Source organism: Corynebacterium sp. HMSC074C01, from assembly GCF_001814605.1.
In the GTDB taxonomy this organism is placed as follows: Bacteria; Actinomycetota; Actinomycetes; order Mycobacteriales; family Mycobacteriaceae; genus Corynebacterium.
In genome coordinates, this window is the sequence record NZ_KV817274.1 from 13,836 (window position 1) to 33,836 (window position 20,001).

27 protein-coding genes and 2 tRNA genes are annotated in these 20,001 nt (G+C 58.8%); 25 read left to right on the top strand and 4 right to left on the bottom strand.

Going from position 1 to position 20,001, the window contains the following annotated elements; genetic code table 11:
- Positions 1–29: 29 nt before the first annotated feature.
- The 4 genes from HMPREF2978_RS04550 (at position 30) to HMPREF2978_RS04565 (ending at position 2,595) form a co-directional block, all read left to right on the top strand.
- On the top strand, positions 30–1,097 hold the full coding sequence (locus HMPREF2978_RS04550) for a GTP-binding protein (RefSeq protein WP_070744291.1): 1,068 nt from the start codon (positions 30–32) through the stop codon (positions 1,095–1,097).
- A gap of 166 nt (positions 1,098–1,263) precedes the next feature.
- Positions 1,264–1,339 (top strand) — tRNA-Arg (locus HMPREF2978_RS04555).
- 222 nt (positions 1,340–1,561) lie between these two features.
- Positions 1,562–2,173 carry a DUF433 domain-containing protein gene (locus HMPREF2978_RS04560; RefSeq protein WP_070744462.1) on the top strand — a complete coding sequence of 204 codons (612 nt, stop codon included), beginning with the start codon at positions 1,562–1,564 and terminating at the stop codon, positions 2,171–2,173.
- Positions 2,170–2,595, top strand: coding sequence for a hypothetical protein (locus HMPREF2978_RS04565; protein WP_070744293.1), 426 nt, complete (start codon positions 2,170–2,172; stop codon positions 2,593–2,595). Before HMPREF2978_RS04560 ends, HMPREF2978_RS04565 begins: the two co-directional genes overlap by 4 nt.
- Positions 2,596–2,603: 8 nt before the next feature.
- On the opposite strand, the gene HMPREF2978_RS12775 is transcribed toward HMPREF2978_RS04565, so the two are convergent.
- The 4 genes from HMPREF2978_RS12775 to HMPREF2978_RS04580 form a co-directional block, all read right to left on the bottom strand.
- Positions 2,604–3,848 (bottom strand): tyrosine-type recombinase/integrase, encoded by a 1,245-nt coding sequence (locus tag HMPREF2978_RS12775; protein WP_083316490.1) that lies wholly within the window; start codon positions 3,846–3,848, stop codon positions 2,604–2,606.
- Positions 3,849–3,960: 112 nt separating this feature from the next.
- Entirely contained in the window at positions 3,961–4,257 is a 297-nt protein-coding gene (locus HMPREF2978_RS04575; protein ID WP_143342269.1) for a hypothetical protein, read from the bottom strand.
- A gap of 14 nt (positions 4,258–4,271) precedes the next feature.
- Positions 4,272–4,682: an ImmA/IrrE family metallo-endopeptidase gene (locus HMPREF2978_RS12780; RefSeq protein WP_083316491.1), complete on the bottom strand. Its 411-nt coding sequence runs from the start codon at positions 4,680–4,682 to the stop codon at positions 4,272–4,274.
- Between the two features lie 17 nt (positions 4,683–4,699).
- The gene (locus tag HMPREF2978_RS04580) at positions 4,700–5,188 is read right to left on the bottom strand and encodes a hypothetical protein (protein ID WP_070744297.1); all 489 of its coding nucleotides are present in this window, start codon (positions 5,186–5,188) and stop codon (positions 4,700–4,702) included.
- A 128-nt stretch (positions 5,189–5,316) separates the two neighbouring features.
- On the opposite strand from HMPREF2978_RS04580, the gene HMPREF2978_RS04585 reads away from it, so the two are divergent.
- From HMPREF2978_RS04585 to HMPREF2978_RS04685, 21 genes are all read left to right on the top strand, one after another.
- Positions 5,317–5,559, top strand: a complete 243-nt coding sequence (locus HMPREF2978_RS04585) for a hypothetical protein (RefSeq protein ID WP_070744300.1) — start codon at positions 5,317–5,319, stop codon at positions 5,557–5,559.
- 39 nt (positions 5,560–5,598) lie between these two features.
- Entirely contained in the window at positions 5,599–5,889 is a 291-nt protein-coding gene (locus HMPREF2978_RS04590; protein ID WP_070744302.1) for a hypothetical protein, read from the top strand.
- Between the two features lie 62 nt (positions 5,890–5,951).
- Positions 5,952–6,224 carry a hypothetical protein gene (locus HMPREF2978_RS04595; RefSeq protein ID WP_070744304.1) on the top strand — a complete coding sequence of 91 codons (273 nt, stop codon included), beginning with the start codon at positions 5,952–5,954 and terminating at the stop codon, positions 6,222–6,224.
- Positions 6,225–6,471: 247 nt separating this feature from the next.
- Positions 6,472–7,041: a hypothetical protein gene (locus tag HMPREF2978_RS04605; protein ID WP_070744308.1), complete on the top strand. Its 570-nt coding sequence runs from the start codon at positions 6,472–6,474 to the stop codon at positions 7,039–7,041.
- 10 nt (positions 7,042–7,051) lie between these two features.
- Positions 7,052–7,414, top strand: a complete 363-nt coding sequence (locus tag HMPREF2978_RS04610; protein ID WP_070744309.1) for a hypothetical protein — start codon at positions 7,052–7,054, stop codon at positions 7,412–7,414.
- Positions 7,415–7,814: 400 nt separating this feature from the next.
- Positions 7,815–8,015 (top strand): hypothetical protein, encoded by a 201-nt coding sequence (locus HMPREF2978_RS04620; protein WP_070744312.1) that lies wholly within the window; start codon positions 7,815–7,817, stop codon positions 8,013–8,015.
- The gene (locus HMPREF2978_RS04625) at positions 7,999–8,280 is read left to right on the top strand and encodes a hypothetical protein (RefSeq protein ID WP_070744314.1); all 282 of its coding nucleotides are present in this window, start codon (positions 7,999–8,001) and stop codon (positions 8,278–8,280) included. The genes HMPREF2978_RS04620 and HMPREF2978_RS04625 overlap by 17 nt, the downstream gene beginning before the upstream one ends.
- A gap of 41 nt (positions 8,281–8,321) precedes the next feature.
- Positions 8,322–8,594 (top strand): hypothetical protein, encoded by a 273-nt coding sequence (locus HMPREF2978_RS13005; protein WP_143342270.1) that lies wholly within the window; start codon positions 8,322–8,324, stop codon positions 8,592–8,594.
- A gap of 16 nt (positions 8,595–8,610) precedes the next feature.
- A complete protein-coding gene (locus tag HMPREF2978_RS04630) occupies positions 8,611–9,261 on the top strand; it encodes a hypothetical protein (protein WP_070744316.1) in 651 nt (216 codons plus the stop codon).
- A gap of 144 nt (positions 9,262–9,405) precedes the next feature.
- Positions 9,406–10,176, top strand: coding sequence for a hypothetical protein (locus HMPREF2978_RS04635; RefSeq protein WP_070744318.1), 771 nt, complete (start codon positions 9,406–9,408; stop codon positions 10,174–10,176).
- Between the two features lie 546 nt (positions 10,177–10,722).
- The gene (locus HMPREF2978_RS04645) at positions 10,723–11,784 is read left to right on the top strand and encodes an HNH endonuclease (RefSeq protein ID WP_070744322.1); all 1,062 of its coding nucleotides are present in this window, start codon (positions 10,723–10,725) and stop codon (positions 11,782–11,784) included.
- A 235-nt stretch (positions 11,785–12,019) separates the two neighbouring features.
- Positions 12,020–12,634 carry a hypothetical protein gene (locus tag HMPREF2978_RS04650; protein ID WP_070744324.1) on the top strand — a complete coding sequence of 205 codons (615 nt, stop codon included), beginning with the start codon at positions 12,020–12,022 and terminating at the stop codon, positions 12,632–12,634.
- Positions 12,635–12,711: 77 nt separating this feature from the next.
- The gene (locus HMPREF2978_RS12785) at positions 12,712–13,083 is read left to right on the top strand and encodes an HNH endonuclease (protein ID WP_083316492.1); all 372 of its coding nucleotides are present in this window, start codon (positions 12,712–12,714) and stop codon (positions 13,081–13,083) included.
- 207 nt (positions 13,084–13,290) lie between these two features.
- Entirely contained in the window at positions 13,291–13,878 is a 588-nt protein-coding gene (locus tag HMPREF2978_RS04655) for a hypothetical protein (protein ID WP_070744326.1), read from the top strand.
- A 28-nt stretch (positions 13,879–13,906) separates the two neighbouring features.
- Positions 13,907–14,323, top strand: a complete 417-nt coding sequence (locus HMPREF2978_RS04660) for a phage terminase small subunit (protein WP_083316493.1) — start codon at positions 13,907–13,909, stop codon at positions 14,321–14,323.
- Entirely contained in the window at positions 14,316–16,076 is a 1,761-nt protein-coding gene (locus HMPREF2978_RS04665; protein ID WP_070744330.1) for a terminase, read from the top strand. Before HMPREF2978_RS04660 ends, HMPREF2978_RS04665 begins: the two co-directional genes overlap by 8 nt.
- A gap of 10 nt (positions 16,077–16,086) precedes the next feature.
- On the top strand, positions 16,087–17,502 hold the full coding sequence (locus HMPREF2978_RS04670) for a phage portal protein (protein ID WP_070744332.1): 1,416 nt from the start codon (positions 16,087–16,089) through the stop codon (positions 17,500–17,502).
- Between the two features lie 15 nt (positions 17,503–17,517).
- Positions 17,518–18,315 (top strand): VG15 protein, encoded by a 798-nt coding sequence (locus HMPREF2978_RS04675; RefSeq protein ID WP_070744334.1) that lies wholly within the window; start codon positions 17,518–17,520, stop codon positions 18,313–18,315.
- A 30-nt stretch (positions 18,316–18,345) separates the two neighbouring features.
- Positions 18,346–18,416 (top strand) — tRNA-Gln (locus HMPREF2978_RS13205).
- A 63-nt stretch (positions 18,417–18,479) separates the two neighbouring features.
- Positions 18,480–19,019: a hypothetical protein gene (locus tag HMPREF2978_RS04680; RefSeq protein ID WP_070744336.1), complete on the top strand. Its 540-nt coding sequence runs from the start codon at positions 18,480–18,482 to the stop codon at positions 19,017–19,019.
- Positions 19,020–19,033: 14 nt separating this feature from the next.
- The gene (locus HMPREF2978_RS04685; protein WP_070744338.1) at positions 19,034–19,993 is read left to right on the top strand and encodes a phage major capsid protein; all 960 of its coding nucleotides are present in this window, start codon (positions 19,034–19,036) and stop codon (positions 19,991–19,993) included.
- The last annotated feature ends 8 nt before the right edge of the window (positions 19,994–20,001 follow it).

The window sequence follows — 20,001 nt, forward strand, 5'->3', positions numbered from 1 at the left end:
CAATTAATGAAAAACGTTATCATTACGGGATGGCTACACCCGTTACCGTGCTGTCCGGATTTTTAGGCAGCGGAAAGACCACCCTTCTCAACCACCTGCTTGCTAACCGTGAGGGGCGCAAGCTGGCGGTTGTTGTCAATGACTTTTCCGAAGTCAACATCGACGCCGCCCTCGTCGCCGGCGAGGGCCATCTTGAGCGCGGCGAGGACCGTTTCGTCGAACTCTCCAACGGCTGCATTTGCTGCACGTTGCGCGAGGACTTGATTGAGTCCGTCAGCAAGCTGGCTCGTTCCGGCCGCTTCGATCAGATTGTCATCGAGTCCACCGGCATCTCTGAGCCCATGCCCGTTGCCGCCACTTTCGAGTGGGAGTTCGGGGACGGCACCACGCTTGCCGACGTCGCCCCTATCGACACCATGGTCTCCCTCGTGGATGCCTCTACATTCCTGACTAATCTTCGCCGCGGCCGCAGCTTGGTCTCCGAGAACATTGAGGCCACGCCTGACGACGACCGCACCATCGCCGATCTCCTCGTGGATCAAGTTGAGTTCGCCGATCTCATCCTCATCACCAAGACGGACCTGGTGGAGGCCGCCGAAACCGAGCGCGTCATCGCCACCGTGCGTGCCATGAACCCCCGCGCCCGCGTCGTGCCGGTGACCAACGGGGTCATCGATCCCGCGCTGGTTCTCGATGCCCACCTTTACGACGCCGCCACCGCTGCGGCCTACCACGGCTACGCCGAGGAGCTGACGAACCTGCACACCCCCGAAACCGAAGAGTATGGCATCTCTTCGGTGGTCTTCCGCGCTGACCGTCCTTTCAACCGCGAGCGTCTGCTCAAGGCCTTGCGTGCTAGCACTGGCTTAGTGCGTTCGAAGGGTTATTGCTGGATTGATGCTGATCTGCGCGTGGCCCACGCCTGGCAGCAGGCCGGTCCCAACCTGCAGATCGTGCCGGCCTCCTTGTGGGCTGCCAACGGCGTCACGCCCGGCACCGAGCTCGTGCTCATTGGCATCGACTTCGACCACGAGTCCACGCTTCAGTCCTTCCGCGACGCCGTGCTTTCCGACGCCGAAGTGGCCGCCCTCGTCTAGCCGCTCCTTAAGGTGAACACGGGGTGAATTGCTATGCCCATTTCTTGGGTTGAAAACATGCATTGACATCGGGATTTGTTAGTTCTCTGGAGTGTGGGTATAGTTATTCCTCGTTGCACAGCAGAGCACACACGCTCCGGCGTTAAGTACTGCGAACCAACGGACTGCGCCCGTAGCTCAACGGATAGAGCATCTGACTACGGATCAGAAGGTTGGGGGTTCGAATCCCTCCGGGCGCACCATCTAAACCCCCAGGTTAAACGGTATAAACGCCGGATAGCCTGGGGGTTTCTTCGCGTTTTAGTCGCCTAAAAGTAGACCCGAGTAATCCCAGGTAAACCGAAGTGGGTGCAAACGCGGTGCAAACACCCTGCAAACAGATTGCAAACACATTTCGCGCGACAGAATCAACCCAACAATGTCAGCCCCGCGCGGTACACTGCTCATAAAAGGAGGTGATCAACTTGGGGTACAGCATCCCACTCACGGTTACGCTCACGGGCGCAACGGCTGCGCAATTGGCAGGTTGGCGTAGGAGTGAGCTTCTCATTCCCGAGGTCAGTGCGGAGAGGCCCATTGAGTACTCGTTCCGTGACCTGGTAGCGCTTCGCACCATCGCCCGTCTGCGGGCTCACACATCGCTACAGCAGATCCGAAAGGCATTCGAGTCACTCTCCGAGTTCGATATGGTTGATCACCCGTCTGAGTACCGTTTCGCCACCGACGGCAAGACGGTGAAGGTCTGGACAGAGGATGGCTTCATGGACTTGAGCGAACGCTACAAGGGGCAGTTCGAGTTCTACTCGCTCGAGGACATTTACGCACCGTTCATGAACAGGTACAACAAGCAGGTGCCAGACTTTAGGAACCCGATGCCTAATCTCTCGGTCGACCCCCGTCGAATGGGTGGCTATCCAACCATCAAGGACTCCCGCGTACCCTACAGCGACGTCGCGGAGCTCTATATGCTCGGCGAGTTGGAACCAGGAGAGATTAGCGACTTCTACCCGAACATTACCGATGAGGCTGCCCGCGATGCGCTTTCGTTCCACAATCAGGTCCAGGAGGCAGTGTGAGATTCTTTCTCGACGAATGCCTCAACCACAAAATGGACGACACGCTCAGGGCCTGGCTCAAGAAGGACGAGTTCCTCCGTTCCGGGCCGAACATCCCTTTCGGCCTCGATGACGTCTCGCTCATCAAGCGACTCGAACAGCTCGACGTCGACGTCATGATTACTAGCGACATCAAGCAAATGAGGTCTCCCGACCGAACCCTTGAGCGCGACCAATACCGGAAGAGCAACATCCACTGGGTGGGCGTTCCCCAGAGCTACGTCAAGGGCAAGGCGCGCCCATTCGTCCAAGCAGCCAACCTGTTCTCCGTAATCCACCACGTCAAAGCGCAGATCGAGCAGGCGCAAATGCCAATCGCTATCGAACTCAAGCCCGGCATCAAATACAGCGGCGCACCAATCGCCGACACCTTCCCCATCTAGCCCAAGGCCTACCGAACAACCCGCAAATGCCGCACACCCGCGTCCCTTTCCCGCTGGGCGCGCCGGGCTTGGGCGGATTCGACGCGCTTGCGCTCGGCTTCGAGGTGCCGCTCGATGGCTTCGGCTGCTTCGTCCAGGCCCTCGTCCCAGAGATGCCCGTAGTGCTTGAGCGTGGTCGATGCGGAAGCGTGGCCACACATGCGCTGGACGACGTAGACGTCGGCACCAGCCGCGATGGCCATGGATACAGCGGTGTGCCGGAGCTCGTAGGTCTTAAGTGTGGTGTCGACGCCAGCATCGATGAGGAGGTTCTCCCAAATCACTCGCCAGCGCGCGGTCGTCCATACGTGGCCGTACTCGTCGGGCAGTAGCCATGACTCAGGGTCGCGGCCTTCGGCTGCCTCGGCGAGCGTGAGAAGCATGAGCCGGGATACGGGTACGTCTCGGTGCTGGCGGGTCTTGGTTTCGTCGACGCGGCCGAGGTCGTCGACGTCGCGGCGGATCATCAGTCGGCGCCGCGTCACGTCGAGGTCTTTAACTTTGAGGCCTTTGGCCTCTCCGGGGCGCAGTCCGGTCTTGAGGAGGACTTCGAGCATCATCTTCACCGCGGGGTGCTTGGCGGCGAAGAGGAGGGCATCGACTTCCTCGATTTTGAGGTATCGGCGCTCTGCCTTGGGGATGGCGGGGGAGGGGGAGCCGTCGAGCGGGTTGGCGTGGATGATCTTCATCTTCACTGCGCGCGTGAGCATGGATTTAAACATGCCGGCAATCTTGCGTTTGGCAGAGCCTCCGAGGGGCTTCGGCTCCTGGCCCTCTTTAACGCCCTTCGTTGACGTAAGTGCCGCTATCCAGGCCACGACTTGATGCTCTTGAATCTGAGAGACCTTCTTGTTTCCCCATGCGTGTTGAATGTGGGTATTCCAGTAGGAGATGTAGTCCTTGCGGGACTTCTCGGAGATGTTCGCCTTCGAATCGAGCCACGGCTCCCAGAGCTCGGCCAGGGTGACATCCTTCTTGTCTGCCGATATGAGAGTGCCATCGGACTTGTTGACGCGCACTTTGGCGTCGAAGACCTCGGCGGCCTCGTAGGTATCGAAGGTTTCGGAGGTGCGGTTTCCTTCGAGGTCGAGGTACTGGACTATCCAGCGCTTGCCGACGCCGCACCGCTTCGTCGGGACCTTTTTCGTCTTTTTCTTCCCGGTAGCGCTATCAACCTCGGTGATGTGCTTGTACCAGAGATCGCGTACAGCCATTGGTAGACTTCTTCCTTGTCAGGGCGAATCATCAAGGGATTGGTGGTTCACCTGTCGTCGGGTCCCTTTCTCCGTTGGTCGCCAAACTTTCCGGGGAAGGGGACTTTTGGTTTTAGTGGCGCTTCTTTAGTTCCTTCGAGATGTCGATCAGGACAGACCAAATGCCCCAAAGCGAGGTCATGACGAGGGAAGACACGAAAAATAGCATGCCATCTGCAGTCTCATAGTCAGCACCGAAGAAGACCATGCCCAAGCCGATAAGAGCTGTCAGGATGATTACGGCACCAAACACACTCAAAAGAATTTTCATGCCGCGGTAAGAAGGTGCGTCCTTCGCTGGTGCTTGCGGTTGTTGCTGTTGTGGTTGCATAGGAGGCTGCTGGGCGTTGTAAGGGTTTGGAGAGCTCATACTTAGACCTTTCTTTAGAGAATCATGCAGCTATAGGAAGGGATCCGTCCGGATTCCCAGAGCTGCATCCAGATTCCGAGGAGATGGGGAGTGACGCCAACTTCAGCAGCAATTGCACTTGGGGCGCCGCCACAGTAGTTTGCTGCTTCTTCGACTAGATCACCATCAATTAGATTACGTGCTGCCCATTCATCAGCCAGCCGTTCCGCACGAGGGGATGAGCAGCTATCGCTATTTACGACGTGTCCAAGTTCATGCGCGATAGCGCACACACGGGTTACTGGGTCTAGGCCTGTGCGCACGATGATTGTGCGACTAGCAGCGTGGTAACAGGCATTGAAACGCGCGTCGAGCTTGCCTGTTTCTAGTAGCTCGACGCCCGATTCAATGAGGAGTGAACTCAAACGTTCTTCGATCGGGCTCATAGGAGATAGTCCTTTCGCTAGGGCTGATTCTCTTCCAGGGGCTCGGTGGCCTTTTGGGCCGCAACTGGTTCAGCTCCGGAGTTAATCCGTTCAATTAGGTCATCATGATTGTCCGTGAAGGCGGGCGAGCTATCGGAACCAATCGAACGGTGCTGATTGAGATTATGAACCTTTGAAGTATCGATCTCGGCGGGCGTGGTGAACTCGTCGCCATGACCCTGCTCAAGGCGACGCTCCATTTCTTGAACGAACTGGGCATTAGTAGCCCTAGTCAAAGCATCTTCCACTCCGACGGTCTCGAAATCAGACCACGTGCAGATTCCCACTTCAACGAGCCCGTTGGCCACCGACTTGTCGTGAGCTTGGCAAAGGGCAATCACGTTATCTGCTGAGAGCTTGCCGCTCTTTACCTGACGAAACAGCGTAGCTGGCTGGATATTAGCAGCAACGGCAGCTCCATTGACGGTTGTACCGAAGGACGACTCTATCCACTTCTTAAGATCCATATCTTGCATTTTGCCAGACAATAAAGAGTGTTTCAACCTGTGCGAATGACAATTTGAAACAACATGCTTGCAATTCGTTAGAAGGTCTGACAATATGTAAGTGTGTCACTCAGAAAGAGAGGAGGGAAATGAAGCAACAACTTCGTATTCGGAACGGGCTAATCGACCGATTGATGGAGCAGATGGCCTTTACCGAAGATTCGCAAATGGCAGTGGTGCTAAACGTGACCATTCCCGAAGTTCAGGGGCTTCGAGAGGGAGCGCCAGCTAGTTGGGACACCATCATGCGCGTCGCAGTTCTAGCTGGAAAGAAATTTGATGCGACAGGAATCGCTGAACCAACCGGGCCAGGCCAAATAAACGCGGCCTAGGCGCGCCGGGGACCAGACATATCAGAAGGGAATACAGAGATGGACGAGTTGAGCTGGGCGGAGAAGCAATCTCGCTCTATTCGCGACATGATGCGCAGCGGAATCGATGTGCGCTGTCGTAAGGAATTCGGATTCCAGCCTGGCTGGCAGGAGCAGGCCGAGTGCTACACCGAAATGATTATTGACGGCATTTACGGACAGGGATATCGGACAGCGCGTGAAGTGCCTTCCGAGGCCTTCGCATCGCTGGTCATGTCCAACTGCATGAACCTCACCGCGGCGCAGAAGTCTGCTTTAGAGCAGTTCTTACTAGTGCCTGAAGAGATATAGAGGCCAAAGCTAGAGCCGTTCCTGTGGAAGGGGATACCGCAGGAACAGCGGAAAGGAAATCAATGAGCGAGTCGGAATGGTCGGTGGAATTCCCGGTCTATGACGTAGAGGACCAGGAGCAACACCTTCAGAGCGTGAAGCAAGAGGCGCAGCTGCTGCTAGCCAAAAGCATCCTCGACGGGGACCTTGGCCACGGAGAGGGAATCCACATCTCAGGAGCAATCGAATCAGCGGCTGATGCTGACGAAGTCGCGGACATAGTTAACGGCTATCTCGCGTCGTGCATCGAAGCCCAAGAAGAAGAGTCCCCGGATGCAGGGACACCCGGGGACTAATTAATCCAATCTCATATGGAAAGGAGAGCGCGTTGCCTCGCACTCTTAATGAAAAGGCTACCACTGGGTTGCCGAAGCTGATAAAGGTCAAGGAGTTTTCTGACCAATCGGGGCTAGCCCGAAAGCAAGTGATCAAGCTGATCCTTCGCGGTCAGCTCAAGGCCGAAAAGATGAATCCGAGTGCCCGAAACTCGCCGTGGCTAATCCCGGCCAGTGAGCTCACCCGGTATGTGGAGGAGGTCGCAGCGTGATTAGGCCCCGTGTTGAAATGAAAGTCACGTGCTTCGATGGCCATGACGAAATAATGGTCGATGCCGTCACCACAGTGAACGGTAAGACATGGGTCATTAAAGCTACAAAAAAGTACGGGCACGAAGAGTGGAAGAGCTTCGACGTTGCCTCGAAGCAGTTAGGCGCGTTGCTCGATCCAGATAGTGAGCTCTTCTTTACGATTCGCGAGCGCGTGAATCACGAATACGAGCGCATCATCAGTAGCTGGGAAAACCCATACCGTAACCCGGTTCAGGTGCGCTCAGTAACTGGTACTGATAGCAATCCGTTCGACCTTCCCACCCGAGCATTCTTATCTTCATTGCTCAGCGACCTAGAGGCGTTCAAGCTAGCTCGCGTCCCGGACATCGTTAACGCCGAGACGCCTAAAGCTCGTCTTATGGCTGTCCTCGGAGCTGAAGCCGTCGAAGACGTTATCCGGATGATCCGGGAGAACTACCAGAGCTGCATCGACGAACCAGCAATCCTCGACGCCGCAATCGCTACTCGCGTCCTACAAGAGGGTCGCGGAAAAACGGAACTTTAAGGAGAAAGAAATGACCATTACCCCAAATGACCTGTCAGCAGGCCGCGAAGCCCAGGAGTCAACCGCTAACGAAGCTGGAGATAAGGACTCCAAGTTCGTCAAGGCCACGAAGAAAGTGAAGCTAGAGCGCCGAAACCGAGAGGTCAAGTCCATCATCTATGAGACCTCCCACGATGCCGATGGACGTCGGCTCCTCGTCGACCGCCATAGTCTGCCGCTGCCGGCGCAGGCGTGTGTCCATGTGGACGTCGAGCCAGACGGCACCGGAATTGTGTCTGTGCGGATCCCCGCGGCCCGAGTGCAGGTAATTCCTGCAGGCAAGAAGATTACGAACCGTCGCACAAAGCGCGCCGCAAAGAAGGAGGACGAGTAATGGCTAAGCATCGCAAGCCCGTCGAAGACATCAACGAGCCCCCACTGTGGTGGTACATTGCCGCCCCCGCTGTACTTATCGGTCTACTCGTGCTGCTGGGAATGGTCTTCTAGTGAAGCGGGATCGAGAAGAATACAACGCCAGGTGGAGCACCTTCACTGAATTCCTCTCCAAGTTCGCTCTTCTGTGGAAGGTGAAGCACAAAGCAAAGATTTGTGTCGCGTTGATAGAGGACAACGGAGACCTATACGTCGGAGGAAACGTAAGCGTCTCCCCGGCCACGCTGCGAAAAATGGCCGGAGAGTTACAAAACAGAGCCGACCAACTAAGCGAATACGCCGGCTATTCGAACCAGAGCACCGAGAACGGTGACCGCGAAAAACTCTAAGGAACCGAAAACATGGAATTCATTTTGACGCTTGTCTGCCTGATCGGAATCGCCATCGGCCTGCTCGTCATCATTCCCACTCTGAACCGCGTGGGAATCCTGGAGGAGGTGGCAGCCGACCTTGACCGCGACCTCAGGAACGTCGAGATCCAGCTCGCAGAGGCACGACTCCGCAACCGGCTGAAGGGTGCAGAAGATGTTTGGCCAAGCTAGACGTAGCCAGTCCTTTGCCTCCTACACCGGAGCAGAAGCAGCCGCCCGACACCAGCAAACTGCAGAAGATGCCGTTGAGGACTTGCTCGCCAAGATGGTTGAAACTTGGGAGAAAGACGAGCTGTATCTAGCGGAACATATGGCTGCCCTACTGCAGGCACCGCTCCTGGACCTCATTGCAGGAGCGACAGAACGCCTTTGCTCGGAATGTGAGCACATGTATCGCCTCATCGACGAGATTAGTCCGGACGAAGACGAATCCTGATGAAGATCGTTCGCCGCCGATACCCGCCGCGGGGCTACCTCATGACCATCGCCTTATCTCGGCGCAAGACCTATTTAGCAATCGGCGATGTGATGGCCACCATACCGCGAAGCCCATGGCTGGACGGAATGGCAGCAACACCTCAAAAGATGATCTCGCACGAAAGATACGTTGACCTGGCTTCCGCTGCCAAATGGAGCCAATTACTGGAAAGAGCTGGGCATAAGGAATCAGCTCAAGGACTCGCTTCCTTACTTTCATGGACATCCAAGGAAGTCGAGGAAATCAGAACTACAGGAAACGAACGCCTGTAATCCTCAAGGAGAAAACATGGCTAATTTAATTGAGCCGAAGGATATTAGCGTCCTGGCCAAGTCGCTCCAGGAGCTCGTCAGCATTATCCGCGACAGCGACAAAGACCGAGCTATAACTCATGCTCGCCATCTTTCCCGAAAGCTGGAAGCGCTTTTGCCAGCGAGAAACCTAGAAGAGCTAGGGGAAAAGTACTACTCGCAGATGCCGGGAATGTACTGCAGGGTAACCGGAGAAAGCTATCTGGGAATCATTCTAAGAATTGACGATGAGGCACATGTAGCTGAAATCCTGAATATCTCTCCGCAGCCATACGTGTACGTCTCGGATGTGGACCTAGTGTTTCCCGTGTTTTCTGAGGATAATGCTTGGCCAGTTGAGGGGCTCCCCGACATGGCCTCGGATGCCGAAGAGGACCAGGCGGCGGGATCATCCTCGGAGCCTGCTGGGTACCCCGTGAGCTTCGAGGAATTCATCAAGCTTCCCGCGCGCTCAATCGTCCACGCTAACGGTTTGGAAGACGAGATATTCGCCCGTCGAGTGCGAAAGAACCGGTGGCGAGTTGATGGGATGGGCGCCGACCAGGTTGATGATGCAGAGGCGTGGGAAATGCTGACTGGAACGGCTGAAGACGGCGTAGTCATCTGCACACGCCTAGGTGAACAGTAATGGCCTCGGACGACGATCATGATGCCTGGTGGGCGCAGCTTCCGGAGGCAAGAAAAGCGCAAATACGTCGATGGCTCGCTAAAAACGCGGATATCGACCGGCCAACACCAGGGCAATTGCCACTAATCAGAATGGAAGGGAGGAATGATGGAAACCTCAAAGATCATCGTTGATGCGCAGCCTTTTGCCCGCGCGCTGGCTGCTGCTATCGCAGTCGCCCCAGGCAAAGAGCCGCTCGACGTCATCCAGTTCCGCGTCGTCGGCGACACGCTCGTAGTAGCAGCCCGTTCACACACGGAAGCGGTCGCGGTGGAGGTCCCGACGTATTACCTTGACGTCGACTATGAGCGCGACGAGTACTTCGAAATCACCCGAGCTGAGGCCCGCGCCCTGGCCGCGATGAAGATGAAGAAGGACGACCCCGAGGATGAACTTCGGCTCGGCCTCCTCGTCCATGAACAATGGATCCATCGCACTGATGAATCCGGGCTGGGCTTGGGAATTCGGGCCGTAAAGGTGCGCCGATGCGGGTCACCATACGAGTCAGCACTCGGTGATGTCCCGCACTCCTTGGCAGAAGCTTTGAACAAGCCCGTGACAGAAGACCGGCCAAAGATGGACGGGCGCCAGTGGACTTTGCTGGGAAGAGTCGCCAGAGCGCTCGACTGCCATCTGGTTCTTTGGGCCAACTCACAGCCGGATAGCCAGAATGTGCGAACGGTAATTCAAGGCGACGGAGTGGCCATGATGGTGCTCTGCGCCGATATCGAGGCCACCGAGCAGGACGCGCCAGAGGCGACTACTCCCTCGCTGGAAAACTCTCTCGACTCTATCGACGACGGTGGAGACGATAGCGACGAGGATGACGAAGGGCCCAAGACAGTCGCGGCTAATCCGCCTAAGGGGCTCGCGTGAAACAGCGGTTGGAATTCGGCATGGGAGTCTGTCAGTCCCTGGAGCACCGCCCCGGGGAGGATGGGCATAACCTATGGGAATCTCGACGCCCGCTGGAGACCGACAACGAGATGAGCATCCGCCACATAAAAGCAAAGCTTGAATGCTATCGGTGTCCACTACTAGAGGACTGTGAGGAGATGGTCTGCTTCTTCGAGGAGAGGAACCAGCCCGTCGACGGGATAGTCGCTGGACGCTACTCGACTGTGATTCGACGCAGGGCAGGAGAAAAGCACATCGCCGCTTGTAAAGCCTGCGGTCAGCTCCTGGCGCCCCAGTACGATATCGGCACCTCACGCCATGCCGAATTCAAGCGGCACCAAGGAGAACAACTGTGCTTTGACTGTTATCCGAAATTCTCACGGAAGGCGAGGAAGACACGACGTTGAAGATGATCCCGCCTGTACGGCCGCCGCCGACGAAATGACCGAAACGATTAAAGAAGGACGCCGAGATGAAAGCACTCCTGCCACGGCAGGCGACCCCGGTCCGGGGAAGTGATAGCCAGTGAGTTGGATTCGCGTAGGCGATACCTTCAATGGCGCGCCAGAGTTCATGAAAGCCTTCGAGCTAGCCGTAGAGCGTGATGACCCCCGCTTAGTAGCTGAGCTAAAAGGATTGACGATGGCCCTGTTCGTCTTCTCTGCCCAGCAATGGACGGACTATGAGATCGGATATGGAGCGCTCGCAGACATTGTCGGTCTGTCGAGGGCACAGCAAGCGTTGCAGGACCTGATAAAAATTGGTGTCCTCCGCGATGTGTCCACTGACTCCGAGCGTAAATACAAGCTCGTTGAGCGCGACTCCTTTGTCCACATCATCAAGTCCACCGACAAGAAGATGGCGGCGAAGCGAAAGAGAGACCAGAACAAAGGAACGCTCCAGGTTCCCGTGCTTCTGCGCGATGGCGACCAGTGCCGCTACTGCGGCGTCGAGGTCAACTGGGCGGACCACAAGAATGATGAAGGTGGCACCTTCGACCACCGAAACCCCGAGGAGGATACAACCCCAGACAACTATGTTGTGTGCTGCCGCGGATGCAATCAGCTGCGGTTTGAGCTCGGCGAAGAAGCCGATGACGAGCTCCCGCTCCTGGACGCGCCAGAGCAGGCAGTGTACGGCAAACACATCATGGCCAAGTTGTCTAAATGGTGGCGCATCACTGCACGCACGTGCCGCCAAATGGGAATCCCGAATCCGTTGAGCACGGACTCGGTAGAGGCCCACCCGGACCCCGCACAAGCCAGCGGGCCTACGGCTGCATCTGTACCTTCAACCCAGCCTCCGGCACCGGGCGGCAACCAGCCGTCAAGCGCGCCGCGGCTCCCGGCACCACCTAAAGGTGGCTTCGCTGGTCGAGCTGCCAAAGAGGAAAACACAGGCCCTGCAACCAGCAAGGGCAGAAACAAGACCACATCCACCCCGAGGCCTCCGGCACCGGGCGGCAACCAGCCGTCGCGTGTGCCGCAGAACGACTCCACGCCGCCGGCGGCACCCGGCGACCGTTCCGCCAAAGAGCCCGCCCAACCCGTGCGCAAGCGCCGCCGAGGACGACGACGCCGTAGGTAGATAGATCCGCCCCCATAATTCGTAACGCGAACTTACCCCCCTACGCGCCGAAAAACACCCCCGGTGTCGTGTTCTTTTCGCATGCCCAGATACCCCACGGCCCCCAAGAATCTTTCCCGGGAAAGGGGGGTAGACGTTCCCGGGAACCCGGGACGGGACGGGTCGGGCCGGGACGGGTCGGGCCGGGCAAGCCTTCTAACCACCCCTCGATTTACTTTGAAAGGAAACACTGGACATGGATGATGCGCTCTTAGATCGACTATCTAGGTCACTGGTAAAGCTCGAGAACCTTGGGGCAAAGCTCGATGACCTACTCTTCCCGCGCCAGGCACCACCAGATACCGCCGGGCCAGGTGGTCGCCCTGGACCGAAGCCACCAATCGTTATTCCCATCGTCGACCTCAAGGTGGACACTGAGGCGTGCCTGCACTTCTGGGCGACAGAACTAGCTGCCTCCTCGGACGTTGGACATCCAAGCTCGAAGAGTATCGAGGCGCTAGCAGCGTGGACGCGCAGCAAGCTCACGGACCTCGAAGCGATGCCTTGGGCTGAGCAGGCTGCAATCGAAATCATCGACAAAGCATGGCTTGTTGAGCAGACGGTTGCACCAGCCGAGGACACGCCCATCGAACCACCCGCTGAAGGCACGACGCGAGTTGTCGCCAGCTGGCTCCAAAAATTAGGCCACCCCCTCTCCAGGACATCGCTACGCCACTACATGGAGTCCGGGCACCTGGCCTACACCATCGGCGACAACGGCCACCGCATCGTGCGATTAGACGACGCTTTAAGAATCGCGAAAAAGAATAGTGACCAGGGGATATACCAGGGTGCCCACCCGGTGTTATAGGATGAACGCGAAAGCGCTGGGCCCGAACATCAACCTGATGTCCGGGCCTTTCGCATACCCACGGAAAGGACACTTCCATGGCTAACTTCCAGAGCAACCAACGCACCCGCCTGCGCGGAGTACCTCGCAAGCTCAGGACAGCCGTCATGCGCCGATGCCGTGGCCAATGCGAGAAGCGCGGACCCAACTGCACTGGCACCGCAACCCAGATAGACCACATCATCCCCGTCGCCGAAGGCGGCACCGATGAGCTCGCCAACCTCGAAGGCACGTGCGCAGCCTGCCACGCGCCAAAGACCCAGCAGGAGGCACAGCGCGCCCGGGCCCGGTACTCGCGCAAGCGGCCCCCGGCCCCTCGCGCCGGACTCCTGCCTGGCTCGTCCTCCTTCGCGCAGCGCCGACCCCCTGGGGATCCCCTCCCCGGCCGTCGGCGCGCACGGAACTCATAGGGCCTCCGATTGTGTACGGGTTTCGAACTTTTTGCAGGTAAAGCCGTAAAACGCCCCCAGGGTGCCCGCTCGAAGGCTGGGAGCCGCTCAGCCTCGTTCAACGAAGGCGCGCCGGGCTCGACAGCTGTACGGGCTTTGAGGATTCGCGAAAGATGAACGTGCAGGTGAGCGGTGTAATTCGTAACGCATAGTGCTAAGATTGGAGCTATGGAATGTGTGGAGTGTGGCGCCAAAACTGGCTTGGGCGGTGCCCGCGGGCGTCGTCCGCGGTATTGCTCTAATGCCTGCCGCCAGCGCGCATATCGTCGCCGCAAGCGCGGCGCGCACACGCCCCAGCGTCTGACCGCGCTTTCACGGTGGACACGAGCAGCGGGCAAGCGACCTATCCAGGTCAATGGCAAAGCTGCATCCTCGACAGACCCGACGACGTGGACGACGTACGCCGAAGCTCAAAGCTCGACAGCAGGCGATGGGTACGGGTTCATGCTCGGCGATGGCGTGGTCTGCATCGACTTAGACAACGCGCTCCGAGATGGAGAACTAACCCCGACCGCTCGGGCCGTCCTTGCTGCCACAGAGGGCGCATGGGCTGAGGTGTCGACGTCAGGCACCGGGATTCACATCTTCGGTGCAGGCTTCGAGCGCGCAGGTCGCCGCTTCGTTGCTGCCGACGGAACAGGCGTGGAGATCTACTCCCGCGCCCGATTTATTCGAATGACAGGAAAGACTTTCCGGCCAGGCGAGCTTATCGTCTTGGACCTCGACGCTGCGATGACTGCAGCGCAGACGCTATAGACCACTCGCATGAAAGGGGGTGATGCCAATGCCAGGCCCCGTCCCCAAACGCTCAGACCAGCGCCGTCGTCGCAACAAGCCCGAAGGCCCCGCCGTCGCAAAGATTGCAGGCGCGTCCGCCGTCAAGGCTCCTGCCGAGGACAAGAAGTGGCATATCGCGGCAAAACGCTGGTATCGCTCTCTGAAGAAGTCCGGCCAGCACGTCTTTTACGAGCCGTCTGACTGGGCATACGCGCAGTTATGCGCGGACCTCATGAGTGCTGAGATGCACCGCGAGAAGCCTCGCGCAGTGATGATGTCGCAAATCCTCTCCATGATGGATAACTTGCTCACCTCTGAAGGCGCGCGCCGCCGCGTCCGCATCGAGCTCATTCGAGCCGAGCAAGGCCAAGGCGCAGACACTGATAACGTCGTCGACCTGAACCCGGAGGCGCTCTATGGCTGATACAGCGCTTCTGACCCCAGAGACCGGGCTTCTGCTTCCCGGCTACACCATCGACCCCGAGACCGGGGCGTGGGAAACACTTCCATGGCCAGGAGACCCCACGCTGCCGAAGACAGACCCGTCCCGCCTTGCGCAGCTTCCGCCTTCCCTCGGTCCGCAGATTATTCGGTGGGTTGAATACTGGCTCATTGACCACAAGAGCGGAATGCCTTTTCGGATGACGCTTCGACAAAAGCGCTACTTCCACATGAAATACGCCATCCACCCCGATAGTGGTCGCTGGCTCTACACCACCTCGGTAGTGCGAGGAGCAAAGGGCACCGGCAAAGACCCACTAGGAGCATGTGAAGCACTCGTTGAAATGTGCGGTCCGGTAAAACTCGTCGGTTGGAAGGACGGCCACCCTGTAGGAGCACCCCGACGCTTCGCGAAAGTCGGACTCGGAGCGAACTCCCTAGAGCAGGCCGGCGAAATGCTTGAGGTCGCCAACGGGATGATCTCCGACAAGCTCAAACGCAAACTGCGAATTGATGCAGGCATGACCCGAACGCTTATCCCGTCGAACGGCTCAAAGATAGAGCTGCTCACCGCATCAGAACGAACCGGCGAGGGCAAGCCCCAGACCGCAGTCATCCTGAACGAGACTCACCACATGACGGAATCCTCAGGTGGTACAAAAATCGCTGAGGTTGGATACCGAAACGTCTCCAAGTCCCCGAAAGATGTCCAAGCGCGCGTCAGCGAGTTCACCAACGCTCACCGCCAAGGAATGGACTCCTGGGCAGAGCGAAGCTTCATCGAGTGGCAGGAGCAAGTCGCGCGTGGCCGCGTAAAAATGCTTTACGATAGCGTCGAATATGACCCGCGGCTCAACATCGCCTATGAGGACGACCTCCGCCAAGGAATTGCCCAAGCCTACAAAGACGCCCCGTGGGCTGACCAAGTATCCATTTTCGAAGCCGCACTCGACTCGCGCACCTCGACTGCTCAGACCATCCGCTACTACCTCAACGGCCTAGCCGCTGCCGAGGAAGCATGGACCGACCCCGGCAAGTTCGACGCCCTGGCCGCCCCCGACACCATCGTCGACGAAGGCGACAAAATCGCCATGTTCCTCGACTGCTCAAAGAGCACAGACGCTACAACGCTATCGGCCTGCAGGCTCACCGACGGCCACATCATCAGCCTCGGCGGGTGGAAACGCCCGAAAGGCGCACGCGGAGACGACTGGCTAGCCCCTCGCGAAGTCGTCGATGCCGTCGTCCGCGAGGCCTTCGACTACTACAACGTGACCTGGTTCGGCGTTGACCCCTCACCGGCCACCGACGACGAGACCGAAGCCCTCTACTGGGGGCCACTTATCGACGAGTGGCACAGGGACTTCGCTAAACACCTCAAGGTCTGGGCAACACCTGGAGCCGGAGGCCACAGCGTCAAATTCGACATGCGAATGAGCCAACCCGGCGCAGCACGCCGAAACCAGCTCTTCACCGAAACCGCCATGCAGACAGCCCTCGACATCGAAGAAGGACGCTTTACCCACGACGGCGATCCCATGCTTCGCCAGCACGTCCACAACGCCCGCCGCCGCCCCAACCAATGGGGCGTTTCCCTCGGCAAGATCAACCGCTCCTCGAACAAACTCGTCGACTACGCCGTCACCATGATCGGCGCCCGAATGGGGCGCACCACCGTCCTCAACTCGGGCAAGACCACCGCAGGCAAACGCCGCGGAGCCCGACTACTCAACTAAGGAGGCCACCATGAGCGACCTCGTCAAGTCCGCCGCAGTCGCGCCGGGCCTGGACGCCCAGGAGCAGCGCGCTCTGGCATTGATGGCCAAGCAGCTCAAGGCGCACCAACGGTCTAATGATCTGCGCTCGCTGTATTACCTGGGGAAGCGCTCTCTGCGCGCTGCCGGAAAGCTCGGCATGGCCATGCCTCCACAGCTGGGGCGGTTGGAGACGATTCTCGGCTGGCCTGCGAAGGCAGTAACCACGCTGGAGCACCGACTCAATCCCACTGGCTTCGTCGTCCGTGGGGAGTCAGAACCCGATAGTGTTCTGGAGGAGATTGCTTGGGATAACCAGCTCTCCGAGCTCCAATCCATGGCCCACACTGCCTCCCTGATTCACGGCACCGCGTTTGTCACCGTCTCCGCTGGCGACGAGTCCCAGGGAGAGCCGCCGGCCATTATCGCTGCGCGCTCTGCACGTGAAGCCAGTGCTCTTTACAACAAGCGCACCCGCCGCATTGTTGCAGGGATGACCCTTAACAACGACGAGGTAGGCAATACCCAGCAGGTTGTGCTGTGGCTGCCGGATACCATCGTGGAGATCACTCGCGCGGGAAATAGCTGGCACGTTGAACGGCACCCGCATTGGCTGGGAGCCGTGCCCATGGAGCGCTTGGCTTTCCGGCCACATCTAGAGCAGACCTTCGGCATGCCAAGGATTACCGACGAGGTCATGGGTCTTAACGATGCGGCTGTGCGTACCATGCTCCGAATGGAGGGCACCGCCGAGTTCTTCTCGTTCCCCCAGCGCTACGCCCTGGGAGTGGATTCAGATGACTTTGCGGATACTTTCAAGACCTACCTGAACCGCTTCCTCGCCCTGGGCCCAGATGAAGATTCCGGAACGCTGCCTCAGATTGGCCAGTTCAATCCATCGAGCCCGCAGCCGCATATCGACCAACTGCGCGCAATCGCCGGGCAATTTTCCGGCGCAACCTCAATCCCACTCAACTACCTCGGCATCGTCCACGACAACCCGAGCTCGGCCGACGCTATCCACGCCGCTGAGGCCGACCTCATTGCCGTGGCAAGCCGCGCAACTGAGGGATACGGGCCAGCATGGGCCCGTGCCGCGGGATACGCGCATCAAATCTACAGCCGGGACTATAAGCCAGACCCCCGCATGAAGGGCCTGATAACCCAATGGCGAGACCCTTCGACGCCAACAGCCTCCGCCGCCGCGCAGTCCGTCATGTCCCTCATCTCCGTCGGTGCACTCCCGCCAAACTCGGCAGTGACGTACCGACTCCTCGGATACGACGAAGCCACCGTGCAACAGCTCGTCGCAGACGCCCGAAGTGCTGCCGGACGACAAGCACTTGCAGCCCTAGCGCAAACACCCGACCCCGAGGTAGACGCGCTCACCGCCGAGGCCACACAGTAGGGGAGGAGGTAGCACATGGATGCAGCATGGACCGCCCACAAACGGCAGCTCTCTGCAGCAGTCCGCAAAGCCACCCGCCAGCTCCTCGACATCGTCCGCGCCAACCCACGCATGAGTCAGGAAGATCTGCTCTTCTACTACCAGGCCCTCATAGACCAATACGGGCAAGCCGCCGCCGAATCCGCGCTCCTAGCCCTGGAAAACTCGCGCCGAACCGTGGACCTATGGAACAAACTCGCCGCCCCCGTAAGAGCCGATCTTCCAGCAACCGGACAGGTCAAAGGCACACTAGCGTGGGCAGTCAACAAGGCCGGAGGAAAAGACCTCACCGCCATAGCGATCGCCTTAGTCGGCCCCCTCGGCCGTCTCATCCAGCAACCCGCCCGCGACACTATCTGGAACTCGACCCGCGCCGCCGGCACACGATACGCCAGAGTCCCCGGCCCAAAAGCCTGCTGGTTCTGCCTCATGCTCGCCAGCCGCGGCGGCGTCTACACCTCCAAAGAATCCGCCCTCTCGGTCTCTAGTCGCAGCGCCACCCGCCCCACCTCGCATTGGCGGAATCCGTCAGCAGATGCCGGGCACTCCTACCAACTAGGCCGTCCCCGTGACGCTGCCTACCACGACAACTGCACCTGCATCGCCGTCGAAAGCCACAGCCCCGACGACCTCCCCGACGTCGTCCGCACACTCCAAGAAGAGTGGTACGACGTCACCTGGACCGACCGCGGACCCGCTCCAGGACAAGCAGAACTCTGGAAGAAACACATCCGCGAAACACGACCCAACGGGGAAACACTCCGCCCCGACTAAGCCCCAGAAGCGCATCGCGCGCCGGGCAATTTGCTCATCGTCTAATGGCAAGACGCCGGGTTTTGGTCCCGGTAATCCAGGTTCGAGTCCTGGTGAGCAAGCTCTCCCCACACCTAGACGGTGGCGGGGATTTTTCATGTAAAGCACATTTCCCAGGAGGAATAATGTCGAAATCCATCCCAGCCACCAACGTCGACGGCCAGGAGCCAGAGGCAACCACGAGCCAGCCTGATACGTCGCAACAAGACCAACAGGGCACTAGCCAGGAGCAGGACTCCAAGCCGCAGATGTCCCGTGAGGACCTTGAAGCAGCATTGGCAAAGGCACGTAAGGAGTCGGCCGCTCATCGCATCGAGCGCAACAAGGCTCGCGCTGAGCTCGAAGAGAAGCTAAAGGCTAATTCTTCAGACTCCGACCGGCTCGCTGCTCTTGAAAAGGAGCTAGCCGAGTCGAGGATCCAAGCTGCCCGCGCGCAGGTGGCTAAGGAAACCGGACTCCCCGAGAACCTCATCACCGGAGACAATGCCGAAGAGATGGCCGAGCACGCTTCATCCATCCAAGAGCACATCAACAAGCTCGTTGAGGCAGCAGTCACCGAGAAGCTCGGGGCCAACCCACCTATGCCCGTTGTCCGCGGCGAAGCAGCCGGCGGCCAACCGCAATCCGACGAGGACTGGCTCCGCAAGGCCTTCCTCAGCAAGTAGAAAGGAACTAGGCAATGCCTAACTTCAACAACATCGTCGGCCGCGCAGACGTAGCCGACGCGATGATCCCCGACCAGATCATCAACGAAATCATCGAGGAGGCCCCGAAGTCCTCCGTCATGCTCACTAACGCCCGCCGTACTCCCATGTCCAAGGGCAAGGCCAAGCAACCTGTACTGGCCGAGCTGCCGGATGCCTACTGGGTCGATGGTGACACCGGCATGAAGCAGACCTCTAAGGCGACCTGGAAGAACCAGACGATTACCGCCGAGGAGCTCGCAGTCATCGTCCCAGTGCCTGACGCGCTTATCGATGACTCTGACGTCCCTCTCTGGGCCCAGATCCGCCCGCTTCTGGCTGAGGCAATCGGCCACAAGATTGACGGCGCCGCGCTCTTTGGCCAAGACAAGCCCAATTCCTGGCCAACCGATATCTTCACCGCCGCCAAGGCCGCAGGCAATGCCATTGAGGCCGGAACAAACGCCGACCTCGGCGCCGACGTCGCTGCCCTGGGCGCACTCGTCGCAGACCAGGGCTTTGCAATCAACGGCTTCGCCTCCAAGCCCGGCCTTAACTGGCAGCTGATCGGCCTTCGCACCGAAACTGGCCAGCCCATCTATGCACCGGCAATGTCCCAGAGCCAACCGGCCACCCTGTACGGCTACGGCCTCGGCGAGGTCTACTCCGGAGCCTGGGAGCCTGACAAGGCCACCATGCTCGGCCTTGACTGGGACAAGCAGGTCGTCGGTATCCGTCAAGACATCACCTATGACCTCTTCTCCGAAGGCGTTATCTCTGATGCTGAGGGCAAGGTCGTCCTCAACCTCATGCAGCAGGACACCAAGGCCCTGCGCGTCGTCATGCGCGTCGGCTGGCAGACCGCTATCCCGGTCACTCGCGCTGGCAAGGGCAAGAAGAAGATCTATCCGGGCGGCGTAATCACCCCGGCAGCTAGCTCACCGGTTGCTGCCTAGCAGGGAGG